The following is a 17,175-nucleotide window of genomic DNA, read 5'->3' as shown; positions in this document are numbered from 1 at the left end:
GCGCGTGCCCCGCCGCCTGCAGGAGCTGCGCCTGGAGATCTCCAAGGTCTCCGGCGACCTCGCCCAGGACCTCGGCCGCTCCCCGACGGTCGCCGACCTCGCGCAGAAGCTCGGCGCCAGCGAGGAGGAGATCATCGAGGGCCTCGACTGCGGCCAGGCGTACCGGGCGCTGTCGCTGGACGCCCCCGTCGGCGAGGCCGGCGACGGCGGCGTCACCGGCCTCGGCGACCTGCTCGGCGGAGACGACCCCGACATCGCCAACGTGGAGAACCGCGAGGCGCTGCGCCCGCTGCTGGCCAAGCTGCCGGAGCGCGAGCAGAAGATCATCGCGATGCGCTTCCACGGCAACCTGACCCAGTCGCAGATCGCCGCCGAGCTCGGCATCTCCCAGATGCACGTGTCCCGGCTGCTCGCCGGCGCCCTGAAGACCCTGCGCGCGTCCCTCACCAGGGACTGAGGGCTGTACTTCCGCCCCACCGCTGACGCGGCGGGTCCCGGCTGTACTTCCCCCCACCGCTGACGCGGCGGGTCCCGGCGGGGGTTCCCACCCGCACCCCCATGCTCGCTGCGCTCGCACTGCCGAGCGCTGGCGCGCGGCAGCTTCGCCGCTGCCGCGCGCCATCCCGGTGGCTTGCCGCCGCCGTCCCGGCCGCCCGGTGCTTCCGCCGCCGCGTCCCGCGTCCGGTGGCCTGGCGCCGCCGCGGCCGTCCCTGCGGTTTGCGCCCATCGGCACGTCGCGCGAGATCACGTTCGCCGGGGGCAGGGGCCGGTGAGACCCAGTCCCGTCGGTTGGCGCCAGCCCTGCCGTCACGCGCGGCGGCCGCAGTGCCGGGGCTGGTCGACCATCGGCCGCACCGCCGGGCCGGTCATCGTTCGGCGGCCCGACGCGGACATCGCGCGATGCACCCGCGTCCGACCCGGCGCGATCGGTCGCTCACACCGCGGTGGCCGCGGCCGGTGGACCAGCGGGTGCCTGCCGGGCCAGCGGGTGCCTGCCGGGCCAGCGGGTGCCTGCCGGGCCAGCGGGTGCCTGCCGGGCCAGCGGTGCCTTCCGAACCAGCGCCGCGGGCTGCCCGTCTGATCGGCAGGCCGTGCGCGGGCACGTCGCCGGCCGAGCCCGAAAGGCCGCCGGATCGCCCGCAGTCGCGCGCCAACCCGTCGCCGCGTTCCCGCCCGCGCGGCCACCGGCCCGCCACCACCGCGCATCAGGTCCGCCTCGCCGGCACCCCCTGACCGCACACCGCTGCGACCACCCCCGCGCCCGTCCCGCCTCCGCAACCGCTCATGTAGGCAGTATCGGCCCCGGGTACGACAGAAACCGCCGCCGTCGCGGGACGCCGAGGCTCACTCACACGGGTGCCCCGGGGGCGGGGTCCGCACCGGGGCGGGGCGACGGCCGTTAGCCTCGGACGAGGGGGTGGGCGAAATGGGTAAATCGCCGGAATTGAGATGGGTCCTGCGGCCGGACCGGAACGGCGTGCACCACGCCGAGCTGGCCCCGCACGACGGCAAGGAGATCTACGCGTTCGGCGATACCGACGCCAACGGCCGCGTCGAGATCACGCTGATGGACGGCACGCGGGTGCGTGCCCGGCGGGGTGAGCTGATCCCCTGCTGAACCGGCGGACCGCCGCCGCGGCGCCCGGGGTTCCACGGCCCCTCCGCGCCGCCGGCGGATCCGCGACCGCGCTCCGGCGTCCGAGCCCTCCTCAGGGCCGGGCGCCGGAGCCGTCGAGGCGGGAGTGCAGGAAGGCGCGTTCGACGGCGTTGTCGCACAGGGCGATCGCCGCCCGGTACGCGTCCTCGGCCTCCGCGTGGCGGCCCAGGCGGCGCAGCAGGTCGGCCCGGGCGGCCGGCAGGTAGTGGTACGCGACCAGGCGCGGGTCCTCGGCGAGCGCGTCGAGCAGGGGCAGCGCCGCGGCCGGGCCGTCGGCCATGGCGACCACGACCGCGCGGTTGAGGGCCACGACGGGGGACGGCCAGGCGGCCAGGAGCAGGTCGTACAGGCCGCGCAGCTGGTGCCAGTCGGTGTCGGCGTACGTGGGGGCCTCGGTGTAGACGGCGGCGATGGCGGCCTGCAGGGCGAAGCGGCCCGGGCGGCCGCCGCGCAGGCAGGCGCGCACCAGGCGCAGGCCCTCGGCGATCTGGGCGGCGTCCCACCGGGTCCGGTCCTGCTCCTCGAGCAGCAGCAGCCGGCCGTCGGCGGCGACCCGGGTGGCGCGGCGCGCGTCGTGCAGCAGCATGAGGGCGAGCAGGCCCTGCGCCTCGCGTTCGTCGGGCATGAGGGCGCACAGGGTCCGGGCCAGGTCCAGCGCGCGCTCGACGAGGTCGGGGCGCAGCAGTTCGGGGCCGGTCGGGGCGGCGTGGCCGGTGGTGAAGACCAGGTGCACGACGGTGAGCACGGCGTCGAGCCGGTCGGGCAGGTCCTCCAGGGGCGGCACGCGGTACGGGATGGCCGCCGCGGCGATCTTCTTCTTCGCGCGGGTGACCCGGGCCGCCATCGTCGGCTCGCTGACCAGGAACGCGCGCGCGATCTCCGCCGTCGTCAGGCCGCAGACCAGGCGCAGCGTGATGGCCAGCTGGGCCTCGCGGGCCAGGGCCGGGTGGCAGCAGGTGAACACCAGCCGCAGCCGGTCGTCGGGGATCTCGTCGGGCTCCTCGGGCTCCTCGGGCTCCTCGGCGTCGGGCACCACCAGCAGGGGCAGCTTCGAGCGCAGCGTCGCGGCGCGCTTGTGGGCGTTGATGGCACGGCGCTGGGCGGCGACGGTCAACCACGCCCCGGGGTTGGCCGGCACGCCCTGGCGCAGCCAGGCGTCCATGGCGGCGACGTACGCGTCCTGGACGCACTCCTCGGCGAGGTCCAGGTCGCGCGCGACGCGCACCGTCGCGGCGAGCACCCTGGCCCACTCGCGACGGTGCGCGTCGGCGACCGCCTCACGGACGGTGGCGGACTCCATGAACCGGCTACTCGAACACCATCACCGGGCGGACCTCGACGCCACCGAAGCGGGCCGGGCACAGCTTGCCGATCGCCAGGGCCTCGTCGAGGTCCTTGGCCTCGATGAGGTAGTAGCCGCCGAGGACCTCCTTCGTCTCCACGAACGGCCCGTCGGTGACGACGTCGCCGCGGATCGTGGTGGCGGTCTGGGTGGGCTGCAGGGCGTTGCCGCCGAGCAGCCGCTCGCCGACCTGCTCCGCGAAGCGGTTGTGCGCGTCCATCACCTCCTGGTAGACCGACTGGTCCGCGCTCTCGTAGTCGGCCTCGTTCTCGTAGATCAGGATCAGGTACTGGGCCATCGCCGGCTCTCCTTCAAGGGAAAACGTCCTCTTACACTCCTACGTCAATCGGGTCGGCCCCCGAATCGACAGGCCGGGCGGACTTTTTTCCGACGATTTTCTGGTACGCCAGTGCGCAGCCCGCGACGGCGGCGGTGCCCAGCACGTACCAGCCGCTGAGGACGAGCAGCCCGAGCGACGCGGCGAAGGAGACCGCGGCGCACCACCACACCGGCGTCCGCCGGGGCAGCAGGCGCAGCGCGGCGGCGGTGCCCAGCACGTACACGAGGACGAACGCGCCGCTGGTGAGCAGGACCAGCGGCCGGGTGCCGGTGCCGGTCGCCGTGACGAGCAGCAGCGACAGCCCGCCGAGCACGGCGATCACGGTGAGGCTGCGCCGGGGGACCTCGCCGGCGCCGCTGCCCCGGCCGAACCACGCGGGCAGCGCCGAGTCCCGGCCGAGGGCCGCGCCGAGCTTGGCCGCGCCGGCGTAGTACGCGTTCATCGTGCCGAGGGTCAGCAGCACCGCGGCGACCGCGGTGAGGACCCTGACCTGCCCGCCGACGCCACGGGCGAGCAGCTCGGCGAGGGGCGCGTCGCCGGGCGCCGGGCCGAGCACCAGGATGCTGGCCGCGGCGATGCCGAAGTACAGCACCCCGACGACGACCAGGGCGATCGCGGTGGCGCGGGGCAGGTCCCGGGCGGGCCGGCGGAAGTCGGCCGCGAGGGACGTGACCGCCTCCCAGCCGGCGAACCCCCACACCAGCAGCGCCGCCGCGGACCCGACCGCCCACCAGCCGTGCGGCGCGAACGGCCGCAGGTGGCCGGGGTCCGCGTGCGGCAGCGCCGTCACGGTCGCCGTCAGCAGCAGCGTCACCAGCAGCAGCGCCAGGCCGAGCTGCAGCCGGCCGGACACCCGCACGCCCCCGAGGTTGCCGGCCGTCACCGCGAGCATCAGCCCGGCGGCGGTCAGCAGCTCCGTGCGGGTGCCGCCGCCGAGCGCCGCGGCCACGTACGCCCCGGCGAACAGCGCCGCCGCGGGCGCACCGACCGGCACCGCGAGGTAGAAGCACCACCCGACGACCGCGGCGGCCCGCTCGCCGAAGGCCCGGCGCGCGTACGTGGCGACCCCGCCCGAGTCGGGGAACCTGGCGCCGAGCGCGGCGAACGTCGCGGCGAGCGGCACCGACAGCGCGATGAGGGCGGCCCACGCCACGAGCGAGGCCGGCCCGGCGGTCTGGGCGGCGAGCGCCGGCAACGCGATGACCCCGGTGCCGAGCACCGCACCGATCGAGAGAGCCGCCCCTTGCGGCACGTTCAGCATGCGTCCATTCCACCTGGCGGCACCCGCGTCCACGAGTGGCAGGAATGCCATCCTCGGATAGATTCGAGCCATGAGCGCGCGTCACGTCGTCGGGGTCGCCGCCACCCCGGACATGCCGGTCTTCGAGCTCGCCGTCCCGTGCGAGGTCTTCGGCATCGACCGCGGTGATCTCGCCTCGCCGTGGTACGAGCTGCGCTTCGCCGCCGCCACCCCCGGCGTGCTGCCCGCCCGCGCCGGCATGACGGTCACCGCGCCGTACCCGTGGTCGTCGCTGCCGGACGCCGACACGGTGATCGTGCCGGCGTTCGCCCGGGCCACCCAGGTCGCCCCGCCGCCGGAGCTGGTCGAGGTGGTGCGGGAGGCGTACCGGCGCGGCCGCCGCATCGTCGCGATCTGCACCGGCGCGTACGTGCTCGCCGCCGCCGGCCTGCTCGACGGCCGCCGCGCCACGACCCACTGGATGAACGCCTTCGACTTCACCCAGCGCTTCCCCGCCGTCACGTTCGACCCCGACGTGCTGTACACCTGCGACGGCACCGTCTTCACGTCCGCCGGCACCGGCGCCGCGATCGACCTGTGCCTGCACCTCGTCCGGCTCGACCACGGCGCGGCGGTCGCCAACGAGGTCGCCCGCCGCATGGTCGTCCCGCCGCACCGCGACGGCGGCCAGTCACAGTTCGCCCACCCGCCGCAGCGCCCGCGCACCCCGGACGCGCTCAGCGTCGCCCTGGACTGGGCCCGTATCCGCCTCGACCAGCCGCTCACCGTCGCCGACCTGGCCCGCGAGGCGAACCTGAGCCCCCGCACGTTCGCCCGCCGATTCCGCGAGTCGGTCGGCACCAGCCCTCTGCAGTGGTTGCTGGGTCAGCGGGTACGGCTGGCGCAGGAGCTCCTCGAGACCACCGACGACTCGATCGAGCGGATCGCCCACCGCACCGGTCTGGGCACCCCGGCGAACCTGCGCGCCCACTTCGCCCGCCAGACCAGCGTCACCCCGACCACGTACCGCCAGGTCTTCCACCGCTGAGGGTAGTCTTTGCCATGGAGACTGCGACATGACAGCATCCGACAGCGCCAGCGGCGCGAGCAGCGCCCCCGTGGCGACGGGCATGGCAGCCGCGCTGCGCGACCTGGGCTCCGCGGCCCTGCGGTACGCCACGGCGAAGGCGTTGCGGAAGATGCAGGATTGGACCGACGATCTGCAGGATTTCGCGGCAGGTCGAGGCGGCGCCACGCAGGTGGTCTTCGAAGGGCTGAAAGCCAAGCTGCAGGGAAGGAACCCGGTCTGGGCCGCGACCAAAGCCGCCTGGTCGGGCGCGAGTCCCTGGGTGAAAGTTGTCGTGGTGGCGATCCTGGTGCTGCTGCTGGTGCTGAGCCCGGTCGTCCTGCTGCTGCTCGTGCTCGGGTTGCTGGTCGCCGCCATAGTCGCGGGTATCCGAGCCGCCACCCGGTGACCGGGTCCCGGACCGGGGGTAGCCGATCCGGCTACCTTGCCAACGTGCCTGCGGTGTCGCAGGGCCGCATCTCGAGGCTGAGGACATGTTCGGGTGGCGCACGGTGTGCCTAAGCGCCCGCGCACCCCGGACGCGCTCAGCGTCGCCCTGGACTGGGCCCTCACCCGCCTCGACCAGCCGACCTGGCCCGCGAGGCGAACCTGAGCCCCCGCATGTTCGCCCGCCGATTCCGCGAGTCGGTCGGCACCAGCCCTCTGCAGTGGTTGCTGGGTCAACGGGCACGGCTGGCGCAGGAGCTGCTCGAGACTCCGACGACTCGATTGAGCGGATCGCCCACCTGGCGCCCGCTGACGCGGGCAAAGCTGTGGCGGCGGCCGAAGCTGCACTCGCCTGCCTCGGCGTCTCCGCTGCTGGCCATTACGAGCCACCGCTCTCATTGCCGTGATCCTCGACCTCGACATATCTAAAAGCGGCACGGATGAGGCCGGGAAGACTCTGCCATGAGTAGTGGTTGTCCCGCCACGCAATAAACCTGATCTGCGCAACGTGATTCCGTCCGTCACCTCGTCTGTCGTGTTTCGGCCACCTTCCGGGCCTTCCGTCGATCCGATCTGCGCCTCGTATTTCGGCTGCCAACTTGTAAATTGCGTCGGATACTGGTGAAAGATCTCGTTTCCTCTTTGCTATGATCTTCTTCGCATTTATCCTAAGGTCGATCTTGTCTCTTGGCTGGCTAGTTAGGGAGGCTGTCGGGGCAAGATCGACGTCCTTTCTTTCGGACTCCGGAAATCTATTGAGCAAGGCGTCCAGTAGGGCCACTGCCTCCGATTGGGTCTTTCTGTCGAAGTCGCGCTTCGCGCACTCCGTCCAAGTCTTGGTCGGAAAATCTGGCAACTCGCCTCCAGCGTGCTTACTCCACCAGTCCGGCTCCTGTGACAGCAGCGTATGAGCCGTCGCGCGCAGAGTGAGCTCCTTCGCATACGCAGGCAGTGCTCTGTTCCAGTGCCCTCCGGGGTAGAAGTAGGTAGGGAACCAGACATCTTGAGGTTCCTTGCGTGTGAGGCGCCCTTGCTCGGCGTACTTGCACAGGAGTGAAGCCGTCTCATTGACGATCCCCGGGTCGCTGCGGTCGCCATCCACAAGATCGAGGAGCTGGTCTCCGTTCATGATCTGATCAATCACCCAGGCGACCGAATCCATATTCGCCGACTTGCTTTCTACGATCGGATCCAAAGCACGAAGAGCCACTCGCTGCTGACCCAGCAGGACCATCGTCGGTAGCACTCCCGAGAGTCGCGCTTTGACGTCGCCCTCTGGCAATGACTGCAGGCTGGCGAGGACGGCGTTGAGTTGAAGTCGACGGTGTTCCAGCCGATTGTGAGATTTCGTCAGAAGTGCGCCGTACAAGGTGGCGGCTGTTGCAAGACCGCCGCCGATGAAGGTGAGGTAGGTCCGCAACTGCTGAGAATCCGGAGGGCCCCCAAATGGGGACAAGAGTCCAGAGCGAAACGTCAATACTGCTGCAATCCACCCCAGCGGTAGTGCAATAAAGGTAAACAGCAGCAGATACGTCCAGTTATGGCGCGCGAATCGCCATGCGCGTGACGCGCTAAAGTAGTCCATTCGGACGCGAGTGCGGTGCATTCGCTCGACAAACTTCTGGCTCGTTCTTCTGAGTCTTCCACTTGCTCCTGATTCATCGTTTAGCCGGTTCATTTCACCACCGCCTGAGATGGTCGAACCAATTCGTCAGCCAGCGGTGCATCAGCTACCCCGGTGGCAGCGTCTGACACGCCGTGACCCGTCTGACGGGATAGCGAGCGGTGTGCACGCCCTCCGGTCTCTTGTGGTGCCGGCCGACTCGCGGCCGTGCTGGTCCGCGCCATCCACAAGGGGCCCGCCGGCCGCTGCCGCAGCGTGAGCGTCGATCACGCCAGATCGAACGCAGGTGCGTCACGCAACGTCCAGGTCGGGCTGGCGACGAAGGATCGCGCGGGGTGCCATCGGCGGGTCGGGTGTGACGACGCCGGCCACCGCGATGGCGCGCGGAAGCGCGAAAGCCGCCGCGCGACGCGCAGGCGGTGCGAGCGCAGCGAGCATGGGGGTGCGGGTGGGAACCCCCGCCGGGACCCGCCGCGGCAGCGGTGGGGCGGCAATGCAGACGGGTCGGCGCCTCTCCCACAAGAGGTGCCGACCCGTCCGCCGGAGGTCGCCGGGTCCGTGGCATTACCCGGCGACGGGTTCCTCCGCAGGCTCGGCGCGGCGGCCGGCCTTGATGAGGGAGGCGAGCGCGCCGACGACCGACATGCCGATCGCCAGCCAGAACACGATGACAAGGCCGTCGTGGAAGGGGCCGGACACCAGGTGCGGGAAGAACTCGCGGCCGGTGAGGGTGGCGGCGTTGGCCGCCGGGAGCTGACCGAGCAGGCCGGGGCCGAGCAGGGCGGCGACCGGGTTGTACCCGAGGAACGCGGCGAAGAGGGTCCCGACGGGCGGCAGGTTGGCGATGGTGTGCGCGGCCGGGCCGGGGACGCCCTGGGCGGTGAGGCCGGTGTCGAGGGTGGCGGGCAGGGAGGTGGACAGGCCGGCGACCATGAGGGAGAAGAAGACGCCGATGGACAGCACCATGCCGGCGTTCTGGAAGGTGGCCCGCATGCCTGAGGCGGCGCCGCGCAGGTGGGCGGGGACGCTGGACATGACCAGGGACGTGTTCGGGGCGGCGAAGAGGCCACCGCCGAGGCCGTTGAGGAAGACCAGCGCCGCGAAGGCCCAGTAGCTGAAGTCGGTCGGCAGGATGAGCAGGCCGCCGAAGGACAGCGCCATGACCAGGAGGCCGCCGGCGGCGAAGAGGCGGGGGCCGTACTTGTCCGACAGGTGCCCGGCGATGGGACCGGCGGCGAGGAAGCCGACGGTGAGCGGCAGCAGGTAGATGCCGGCCCACAGCGGGGTCTCCTCGTACCGGTAGCCGTGCAGCGGCAGCCAGATGCCCTGCAGCCAGATGATGAGCATGAACTGCAGGCCGCCGCGGGCGATGGAGGCGAGCAGGCCGGCGATGTTGCCGGAGGCGAAGGCCCGGTTGCGGAAGAGGCCGAGGGGGAACATCGGCTCGGCGACGCGGGTCTCGACCCAGGCGAAGAGGGCCAGGACGAGCACGCCGCCGATGAGGCCGGCGAGGACCCACGGGTTGGTCCAGCCCTGGGTGTGCCCGCCGTAGGGCTGGATGCCGTACGTGATGCCGGCGAGCAGCGCGGTGAGGCCGACGGCGAAGGTGAGGTTGCCCCACCAGTCGATGCGGCCGGGGCGGCGAACGCCGGTGTCGTGCAGCGACCGGTACGCCCACAGGGTGCCGATGACGCCGATGGGCACGTTGACCCAGAAGATGGCCCGCCAGTTCCACTCGGCGAGCAGGCCGCCGAGGACCAGGCCGATGAACGACCCGGCGATGCCGGCGACGATGTTGACGCCGAGGGCCATGCCGCGCTGGGCGGCGGGGAACGCGTCGGTGAGGATCGCCGCGGAGTTGGCCATGAGCATGGCGCCGCCGACGGCCTGCAGGACGCGCCAGCCGATGAGCCACAGCGCGCCGCCGCCGCCGTCGAACGGGTCGAGGGACAGCGCGACCGAGGTGACCGTGAACAGGGCGAAGCCCGCGTTGTAGATGCGGACCCGGCCGTACATGTCGCCGAGGCGGCCGAGGGTGACCACGAGCACCGCGCTGACCAGCATGTAGCCCATGAGCATCCACAGCAGGTAGCTGACGTTGCCGGGGCTGAGCGGGTCGAGGTGGATGCCGTTGAAGATGGCGGGCAGCGAGATGAGCACGATCGAGGAGTTGATCGTGGCGATCAGCATGCCGAGGGTGGTGTTGGACAGGGCCACCCACTTGTAGTGCGGGTGGTCGGTGCCGCCGGACAGCGCACCCCGGAAGCCCTGCTGCAGCATCGTCATGGCGCCAGCCTCTCCAGGGCCGGCAGCGCGGCCGCGATCAGTGCCTCGTCCTCGGGGGTCAGGTCGCGCAGCAGCGCGGTGAGGTGCTCGGCGCGCACGGCCCGGCGGCGGGCGAGCAGGTCCCGGCCGGCCTGGGTGACCCGCACCAGCACGACCCGGCCGTCGGTGGCGTCGGTGGTGCGCTCGGCGAGGCCGTCGCGTTCGAGGCGCTGCGCCAGCTGGGTCATCGCCGGCTGGGTGACGCCCTCGGCGGCGGCGAGCTCGGTGAGCCGGCGGGGGCCTTCCCGCTCGAGCCGGCGCAGCGTCGAGGCGGCCGTCAGGCTGATGTCGTTGGGCGGGTTGCCGTGCCGCAGCACGCTGAACAGCCGCTCCACGGCGGCCGTGAGCCGCGCGGGATCCAGCGCGGTCTTGGAGGCGGGCATGCGCCAATTTGTATCACGTACTTATAAAAGCACGTTATGTATCAGGTCACAGCAACGGTGGCGCCGACCGACGGCCGGCGCCACCTATTTCGAGAAGGGCAGGTCAGATGCAGTTCTGGTGCTCCACGACGGTCAGCCCGTCGACCAGGTTGCCGTAGCCCTCGTCGGTCGAGGCGCTCTCCACCGCGGTCAGCGTCACCCGGGTCGAGGTCTGGTTCGGGCCGGTCCTGTACCAGCCGTACAGCCGCTTCCAGGACACGTCGCTGGCCGAGTTCAGGTACGCGAACGTCGAGCCGACCCCGTTGACGCTGCCGTCGTTCTTCGGGGTGCGACCGAAGTGGATCTGGGTCGCGTCGACGTCCTTGCCGTCCGAGGTGTCCCGGGCCCGGATCCAGAACGACCAGTAGATCTTCGTGTTCGGCTTCGTCTTGATGTCCTGGTAGATCGAGTTGCCGGAGCCGGTGGCGTTGAGCTCGGCGAACTGCGTGCCGAAGCGGGCCGGCACGCCCATCCCGCCGTTCCACAGCTCGATCTGGCCCTCGGGGTCGTCGGTGCCCCAGGCCGGTACGTCGTCCTCGTCGAACAGCTTCCAGTCCGCGTTGCCGATCTTCGGCTGCTCGAAGCCGCCGTTGGCGGTCAGCTCCTTGCAGACCTTCTTCGCCCCGCCCTTCGACTTGGCCATCCCCGCCATGCCCGCCATCCCGGCGCTGCCGTTGCCGCCGGGGCCACCGGCCGCGCCGGCGCCGGAGACGCCGGCGGCGGCCGCCGGTGGTGCGCCGACGAGTGTCGCGAGCAGGGCCGCGGCCCCGATCGCCGAAAGCATCCCGCGCATGGTTCGCGTGCGCTGCAACATGGTGATCCCCCTGTCCGCCACGGCTCCGCTGCCGTGACAACCTCCGCGCAGAGCCAAGCACGCTGACCTGCACAAAGGCGGACATTTGGCGGAAATTCCGTACTTCGGACAGACTTGTCGAGCCGTTACGTGGTTGCGGGCCGGCTGCGCCGGCGCAGGTAGAAGCGGACCATGGGCTCCGCGCCGCGGGCGACCAGCGGCCCGGCGATCGCGAGCATGAGCACGTACGCGGCGGCGAGCGGGCCCAGCTTCGCGTTGGTGCCGGCGGCGACCGCGAGCCCGGCGATGACGATGTTGAACTCGCCCCGGGGCAGCAGCGCGGCGCCGGCCCGGACCCGGCCGGTGACCGCCACCCCGGCCCGCCGGGCGGCGAGCCAGCCCGTCGCCATCTTCGAGGCGATCCCGGCGAGCGCGAGCAGCGCCGCGACGCCGAGCACCGGCGGCAGCTCCCGCGGGTCGGTCTGCAGGCCGAAGAACACGAAGAACACCGCGGCGAACAGGTCCCGCAGCGGGGTCAGCAGCTCCCGGGCGGTGTGCGCCAGCGGCCCGGACAGCGCGATGCCGACGAGGAACGCCCCGACCGCGGCGGAGACCTGCAGCAGGTCGGCGACGCCCGCCACGAGCACGGTCAGGCCGAGCACCTTGAGCAGCAGCACCTCGTCGCTGTCGGAGGCGACGAACCGCTCCACGACGTGCCCGAAGCGCAGCGCGACGAGCAGGATCGCGCTGATCGTGGCAGCGGCGACGGCCAGGGTCGCGGTGCCGCCGAGCAGGCCGACGCCGGCCAGCAGCGCGGTCAGGATCGGCAGGTACAGCGCCATCATCAGGTCCTCGAAGACCAGCAGCGACAGCACGACCGGGGTCTCGCGGTTGCCGAGCCAGCCGAGGTCGCCGAGGACCTTCGCGGTGATGCCGGACGACGTGACGTAGGTGACGCCGCCCATCGCGACCGCGGCGACCGGGCCCCAGCCGAGGATGAGCGCCGCGGCGACCCCGGGCGCGGCGTTGAGCACCAGGTCGATCAGGCCGGCCGGGGCGGAGGAGCGCAGCGTGCCGACGAGCTCCGGCGCCGTGTACTCCAGTCCGAGCGTGAACAGCAGCAGGATGACGCCGATCTCGGCGCCGGCGGAGATGAACTCGGTGCTGGTGGTCAGCGGCAGCACGCCGCCGGCGCCGAACGCGAGCCCGGCCAGCAGGTACAGCGGGATGGGGGAGATGGAGAACCGCAGGGACAGGGCGCCGAGCAGGCCGAGCGCCAGGATGACCGCACCGAGCTCGATGAGGATCGTGTCGTGGTGCACGCCGTCCCCTATCCGTCGGTGAGGAGCGTCGCGACGCCCTCGGTGCCGGCGGCGGTGCCCACGACGACGATGATGTCGCCGGCGAGCAGGCCGAAGTCGGGGCGGGGGCTGGCGTGCACGGTGCCGCCGCGCAGCACGGCGACGATCGAGGCGCCCGTGCGGGTGCGCGCCTGCGTGTCGCCGAGGGTGCGGCCGTCGTACGGCGAGCCCGGCGCGAGCACGAGCTGCTCGGTGACCAGCCCGGTCACCTGCCGCTGCAGCTCGGCGAGGTGCTCGACGATGCGCGCGGTGCCGAGGTACTCGGCGAGCGCGTTGGACTCCTCGGCGGACAGCGCCACGGAGACCACGCTCGTATCGGGGTCTTCCTTGTCGTAGATGACGAGGTCGCGTCTGCCGCTGCGGTGGGAGACGATGCCGATACGACGGCCTCGGGCGGTGGTCACCACGTGGCTCGTGCCGATGCCGGGGAGGTCGGTGCGCTCGACGTTCATACCCCATGGTACCGGACTGGATCAATGCCGCTGGTCAGCGGCGCAGCGCCTCGCCGAGCTCGTGCGTGGTGCGCAGCAGGTTCGCGGCGATCTCGGTGGCGTGGTCGTCGGTGAGCCGGGCGAGCGGCACCCCGACACTGATCGCGTCGGTGGTGCCGGGCACGGCGGCCGCGACGCAGCCGACGCCGGGCTGGAACTGGCCGCGCTCGTACGCCCAGCCGCGCGCCCGGGTCTCGGCGAGCTCCTCGAACAGCGCCGCCCGGTCCACGACGGTCTCGCTGGTGTGCGCCTCGACCCCCTGGTCGAGCAGCTGCACGACCCTCTCCCGGGGCAGCCCGGCGAGGATCGCCTTGCCGCTGGCGGTGGCGTACGCGGGCATGCGCCGCCCGACGGCGGAGCCGATCAGGTCCTGCGGCGCCTCCCGCCCGGCGATGCACACGATGCCCGGAGGGTCGAGCCGCACCAGCCGCACCGCCTCGCTGAGCCGGTCGCGCAGCTGCGCCATCAGCGGCCCGGCGAGCCGGACGGCCCGGTCGGTGAGCAGGTACGCGCTGCCGGGCCGCAGCGCACCGACACCGATCGTGTAGCTGTCGTCGGGCTCGGCGTGGACCCAGCCGCGGTCCACGAGGCTGCGCAGCCGGCCGCGCAGCACGCCCTCGGGCAGGCCGAGCTGTCGCAACAGGGAGTCGAAGGTCATCCGGTCCGTGGCGGCGGACAGGCGCTCCAGCACGTCGAGCGTGGGGCTGTCCTCAGCGATGGGCATTCGGTCCGTATTTCCCAGCGTCGGGACATTCAAACATAAAGATCTCACCCTTTTTTCACCAGCGGGAAGGGCAGCGTCTCGCGGATCGAACGTCCGGTCAACAGCATGACGAGCCGGTCGACGCCGAGGCCGAGCCCGCCGCTGGGCGGCATCGCGAACTCGAACGCGTCCAGGAAGTCCTCGTCGAGCGACATCGCCTCCGGGTCGCCGGCGGCGGCGCGCAGCGACTGCGCCGTCAGCCGGGCCCGCAGCTCGACCGGGTCGACCAGCTCCGTGTACGCGGTGCCGAGCTCCATGCCGAACGCGACCAGGTCCCACCGCTCCGCCAGCCGCGGGTCGTCGCGGTGGCCGCGGGTCAGCGGCGACACGTCGACCGGGAAGTCGGTGTAGAACGTGGGGCGCACCGTGGCGCCCTCGACCAGATGCTCGTAGAGCTCCAGGACCAGCTGGCCATGGGTCCAGCCGTCCTGCCACGCGACGCCGAGCCGGTCGCACAGCGCGCGCAGCGCGTCCACCGGGTCGGCCGGGGTGACCTCGGCGCCGGCGGCGCGCGACACCGCCTCGTAGACGGGGACCACCGGCCACTCGTCGCGCAGGTCGACGGTGTGCCCGTCGCGGGTCAGCACCGGGCCCGGCCCGGCCTCGGCGGCCGCCAGGATCAGCTCACGGGCCAGGGCCCGCATCGAGGTGTAGTCGCCGTAGGCCTCGTACGCCTCCAGCATCGTGAACTCGGGGTTGTGGGTGGCGTCCACGCCCTCGTTGCGGAAGTTGCGGCCGATCTCGAAGACCCGTTCGACCCCGCCGACGGCGAGGCGTTTGAGGTACAGCTCCGGCGCGATGCGCAGGAACAGCGGCATGTCGTAGGCGTTGGAGTGGGTGATGAACGGCCGGGCGTTGGCGCCGCCGTGCACCGGCTGCAGCACGGGCGTCTCCACCTCGACGTAGCCGCGGCCGTGCAGGGCGCTGCGCAGCGCGAAGCTGGTGGCGGAGCGCAGCCGCACCATGTCGCGGGGCGCCTGGTTGACGATCAGGTCGACGTGCCGCAGCCGGACCAGGGCCTCCGGGTCCGCGAGTCCGCGGTGCTTGTCGGGCAGCGGCCGCAGGCACTTCGCGGTGAGCCGCCACGTCCCGGCGAAGACGGACAGTTCGCCGCGCCGGGTCGTGCCGACGACGCCGCTGACGCCGACGTGGTCGCCGAGGTCGACGGTGGCCGCGAACGCCGGGTCCCCGGTGACGAGCACCTGCAGGTCACCGGACCAGTCGCGCAGCGTGGCGAAGCACAGCCCGCCGTGGTCGCGCAGCCGCACCACCCGGCCGGCGACGCTGACCGCCTCGGTGGTGCGGGTGTCCGGCGCCAGGCCGGCGTGCGCGTCGCGCAGCTGCGCGACGCTGTGCGTGCGGGCGAACTGCGGCGGGTAGGGCTCCACGCCGTCGCGGCGCAGCGCGGCGAGCTTGTCGAGGCGGACCCGCACCTGCTCCGGCACCCGCCGCTGCGCCGGCGCCTGCACGTCCAGGCCGAGCAGCTCCCGCGGCGCGTCCGCCGGCGCCGGGATGCCGCGCCGCAGCAGGGTCCGCAGGCTCGGCACGACCAGGAAACCCTCGGCCGCCGCCGAGGCCAGGCCGACCTTCGCCAGGTCGCGCACGTCCTCGAAGCACAGGAACCGGGGCAGCCACTGCGGGCTGTACTTCACGTTGGAGCGGTACAGCGACTCCAGCTGGAACCAGTGCGAGGCGAACAGCAGCAGGGACCGCCACAGCCGCAGCACCGGCCCCGCGCCGATGCGGGCACCCTCCTCGAACACGGCCCGGAACACCGCGAAGTTCAGCGACACGCGGGTCACGCCCAGCCGTGGCGACTCGCGCATGAGGGTGGCCACCATGTACTCGACGAGGCCGTTGTCGGACGCGCGGTCGCGGCGCATCAGGTCCAGCGACAGCCCGTCGGCCCCCCATGGCGTGAACGACAGCAGCGCCACCTCCCGGCCGTCGCGGTCGTGCGCCTCGACCAGCACGCACCGGCCGTCGTTGGGGTCGCCGAGCCGGCCGAGCGCCATGGAGAACCCGCGCTCGGTCTCCGTGTCGCGCCACTGGGCGGCGAGCTCGATGATCCGGGCCATCTCCGCCGCGGCGATGTCCGCGTGGCGGCGGATGCGCACCGTGTATCCGGCCCGCTCGACCCGGTGCACCGCCTGGCGCACCTGCCGCAGCCGGGGCGAGGCGAGGTCGAAGTCGCGCACGTGCAGGATCGCCTCGTCGCCGAGCTCGAGCACGCGCAGCCCGGCCCGGGCGTACGCGGTCGCGCCCTCCTCGCCGGCGCCCATCACCGCCGGCGTCCACGCGTAGTCGCGGGCCTCGCGCAGCCACGCCTCGATCGCCGGCGGCCACGCGTCGGGCTCGCCGAGCGGGTCGCCGCTGGCCAGGGAGACGCCGAAGACGACCCGGTACGTGACGGCGCCGCGCCCGCTGGGGGAGAAGATGACCTCCTTGTCCCGGCGGGTCGCGAAGTAGCCGAGCGAGTCGCGGCGGCCGTGCTCGGCCAGCAGCTGCCGGACCCGCCGCTCCTCGTCGGCGTCCAGCGACGCGGTCGCCCGCTGGGAACGCAGCAGCGCGAACACCGCGGCGAACAGGGCGACCGCGCCGAACGCGCCGAGGATCAGGTTGACCCAGCCGGGGGCGCGGCCCTGCCGGCCGACGTCGAAGCCGAAGGCGCCGCCGAGGACCGTCTTGCCGCTGTACGCCAGCCGTCCCGCGCCCGCGCTCGCGCCGAGCGAGCCGGGGAACAGCTCGACCAGCCCCCAGCCGACCGCGATGCCGAGCGCGAGCAGCCCACCGAGCGTGACGACCGCCTTCGGCAGGCTCGCCCGCTGCACCCGGGCGGAGAACCCGCCGCGGGCCAGCCACAGCAGGGCGAGCAGCACCGCGGTGATGAGCACGTTGGCCAGCCCGGCCGCCGGGCCGTGCCACGGCAGCCGCAGCTCGCGCGCCTCCTCGCCGCGTTCGGCGCCGCCGAGCAGCACGAACACGTCGAACAGGCCCTGCGCGCCGAGGAACACCAGCAGCACCCAGAAGATGACCCGTTTGCGGTTGTGCACGGCGGCGGCGAGCGTGGCCAGGATCGCCGCGTAGCCGAGGTTCGCCGGCGCCGGCATCAGCAGCGCGTCGACGGTGACCCGGACCGGGTGCACCCGCGAGCCGAGGGCGGCGGAGACGGCGGCGACGGCGCACAGGGCCGCCACGGCGAGCAGCCCGCCCGCGAGCCAGTCGGGGAGCCTGCCCCGCAGCGTGTTCACGCAGGACATCATGCGCGCCGCGTTTCGGATCCTCCGCGCCGGGTGATGATGCG

15 protein-coding genes and 1 pseudogene are annotated in these 17,175 nt (G+C 72.6%); 5 read left to right on the top strand and 11 right to left on the bottom strand.

The window, feature by feature from the left end; all coding sequences use genetic code 11:
- Both OP18_RS12360 and OP18_RS57055 read left to right on the top strand, forming a co-directional pair.
- On the top strand, positions 1-457 hold a 457-nt coding region (locus OP18_RS12360), incomplete at its 5' end, for a sigma-70 family RNA polymerase sigma factor (protein WP_033358996.1).
- Positions 458-1,444: 987 nt separating this feature from the next.
- Positions 1,445-1,618 (top strand): SH3 domain-containing protein, encoded by a 174-nt coding sequence (locus OP18_RS57055; protein WP_156089462.1) that lies wholly within the window; start codon positions 1,445-1,447, stop codon positions 1,616-1,618.
- A 91-nt stretch (positions 1,619-1,709) separates the two neighbouring features.
- Here the strand turns inward: OP18_RS57055 and OP18_RS12355 are convergent, their stop codons facing one another.
- The 3 genes from OP18_RS12355 to OP18_RS12345 form a co-directional block, all read right to left on the bottom strand.
- Positions 1,710-2,897, bottom strand: a complete 1,188-nt coding sequence (locus OP18_RS12355) for an RNA polymerase sigma factor (RefSeq protein ID WP_033358995.1) — start codon at positions 2,895-2,897, stop codon at positions 1,710-1,712.
- A gap of 67 nt (positions 2,898-2,964) precedes the next feature.
- Complete coding sequence (locus OP18_RS12350) at positions 2,965-3,297, bottom strand: YciI family protein (RefSeq protein ID WP_033358891.1); 333 nt, start codon at positions 3,295-3,297, stop codon at positions 2,965-2,967.
- Between the two features lie 31 nt (positions 3,298-3,328).
- A complete protein-coding gene (locus OP18_RS12345; protein ID WP_211273508.1) occupies positions 3,329-4,600 on the bottom strand; it encodes an APC family permease in 1,272 nt (423 codons plus the stop codon).
- Between the two features lie 70 nt (positions 4,601-4,670).
- Between OP18_RS12345 and OP18_RS12340 the strand changes: the two genes are divergently transcribed.
- The 3 genes and pseudogenes from OP18_RS12340 to OP18_RS62310 all read left to right on the top strand — a co-directional run.
- Positions 4,671-5,627, top strand: a complete 957-nt coding sequence (locus tag OP18_RS12340) for a GlxA family transcriptional regulator (protein ID WP_033358890.1) — start codon at positions 4,671-4,673, stop codon at positions 5,625-5,627.
- Positions 5,628-5,655: 28 nt separating this feature from the next.
- Positions 5,656-6,054: a hypothetical protein gene (locus OP18_RS12335; RefSeq protein WP_052386590.1), complete on the top strand. Its 399-nt coding sequence runs from the start codon at positions 5,656-5,658 to the stop codon at positions 6,052-6,054.
- Between the two features lie 108 nt (positions 6,055-6,162).
- Positions 6,163-6,391 (top strand): annotated as a pseudogene (locus tag OP18_RS62310) (helix-turn-helix domain-containing protein); the annotation flags it as partial.
- 80 nt (positions 6,392-6,471) lie between these two features.
- Here the strand turns inward: OP18_RS62310 and OP18_RS57050 are convergent.
- The 8 genes from OP18_RS57050 to lysX form a co-directional block, all read right to left on the bottom strand.
- Positions 6,472-7,512 (bottom strand): hypothetical protein, encoded by a 1,041-nt coding sequence (locus tag OP18_RS57050; protein ID WP_156089461.1) that lies wholly within the window; start codon positions 7,510-7,512, stop codon positions 6,472-6,474.
- A gap of 768 nt (positions 7,513-8,280) precedes the next feature.
- Positions 8,281-10,002 carry an MFS transporter gene (locus OP18_RS12330; protein WP_052386589.1) on the bottom strand — a complete coding sequence of 574 codons (1,722 nt, stop codon included), beginning with the start codon at positions 10,000-10,002 and terminating at the stop codon, positions 8,281-8,283.
- A complete protein-coding gene (locus tag OP18_RS12325; RefSeq protein WP_052386588.1) occupies positions 9,999-10,424 on the bottom strand; it encodes a MarR family winged helix-turn-helix transcriptional regulator in 426 nt (141 codons plus the stop codon). Before OP18_RS12325 ends, OP18_RS12330 begins: the two co-directional genes overlap by 4 nt.
- A 103-nt stretch (positions 10,425-10,527) precedes the next feature.
- A complete protein-coding gene (locus OP18_RS12320) occupies positions 10,528-11,247 on the bottom strand; it encodes a hypothetical protein (RefSeq protein ID WP_033358889.1) in 720 nt (239 codons plus the stop codon).
- Positions 11,248-11,402: 155 nt separating this feature from the next.
- Positions 11,403-12,578, bottom strand: coding sequence for a cation:proton antiporter (locus OP18_RS12315; protein WP_033358888.1), 1,176 nt, complete (start codon positions 12,576-12,578; stop codon positions 11,403-11,405).
- A gap of 8 nt (positions 12,579-12,586) precedes the next feature.
- The gene (locus OP18_RS12310) at positions 12,587-13,069 is read right to left on the bottom strand and encodes a cation:proton antiporter regulatory subunit (RefSeq protein ID WP_033358887.1); all 483 of its coding nucleotides are present in this window, start codon (positions 13,067-13,069) and stop codon (positions 12,587-12,589) included.
- Between the two features lie 34 nt (positions 13,070-13,103).
- Positions 13,104-13,832, bottom strand: a complete 729-nt coding sequence (locus tag OP18_RS12305; RefSeq protein WP_033358886.1) for an IclR family transcriptional regulator — start codon at positions 13,830-13,832, stop codon at positions 13,104-13,106.
- Positions 13,833-13,876: 44 nt separating this feature from the next.
- The gene (gene lysX / locus OP18_RS12300; RefSeq protein WP_033358990.1) at positions 13,877-17,131 is read right to left on the bottom strand and encodes a bifunctional lysylphosphatidylglycerol synthetase/lysine--tRNA ligase LysX; all 3,255 of its coding nucleotides are present in this window, start codon (positions 17,129-17,131) and stop codon (positions 13,877-13,879) included.
- Positions 17,132-17,175 lie beyond the last annotated feature (44 nt).

The sequence above is a fragment of the Dactylosporangium aurantiacum genome (assembly GCF_000716715.1).
Classification (GTDB): domain Bacteria; phylum Actinomycetota; class Actinomycetes; order Mycobacteriales; family Micromonosporaceae; genus Dactylosporangium; species Dactylosporangium aurantiacum.
This window is presented reverse-complemented; position numbering and strand designations above follow the sequence as displayed.

Coding starts and splice junctions, on each gene's coding strand:
- OP18_RS12335 (WP_052386590.1), top strand. CDS start 5,656: ATGACAGCATCCGACAGCGCCAGCGGCGCGAGCAGCGCCCCCGTGGCG.
- OP18_RS12330 (WP_052386589.1), bottom strand. CDS start 10,002: ATGACGATGCTGCAGCAGGGCTTCCGGGGTGCGCTGTCCGGCGGCACC.
- OP18_RS12320 (WP_033358889.1), bottom strand. CDS start 11,247: ATGCTTTCGGCGATCGGGGCCGCGGCCCTGCTCGCGACACTCGTCGGC.
- lysX (WP_033358990.1), bottom strand. CDS start 17,131: ATGTCCTGCGTGAACACGCTGCGGGGCAGGCTCCCCGACTGGCTCGCG.
- OP18_RS12340 (WP_033358890.1), top strand. CDS start 4,671: ATGAGCGCGCGTCACGTCGTCGGGGTCGCCGCCACCCCGGACATGCCG.
- OP18_RS12350 (WP_033358891.1), bottom strand. CDS start 3,297: ATGGCCCAGTACCTGATCCTGATCTACGAGAACGAGGCCGACTACGAG.
- OP18_RS12345 (WP_211273508.1), bottom strand. CDS start 4,600: ATGCTGAACGTGCCGCAAGGGGCGGCTCTCTCGATCGGTGCGGTGCTC.
- OP18_RS12310 (WP_033358887.1), bottom strand. CDS start 13,069: ATGAACGTCGAGCGCACCGACCTCCCCGGCATCGGCACGAGCCACGTG.
- OP18_RS12305 (WP_033358886.1), bottom strand. CDS start 13,832: ATGCCCATCGCTGAGGACAGCCCCACGCTCGACGTGCTGGAGCGCCTG.
- OP18_RS12325 (WP_052386588.1), bottom strand. CDS start 10,424: ATGCCCGCCTCCAAGACCGCGCTGGATCCCGCGCGGCTCACGGCCGCC.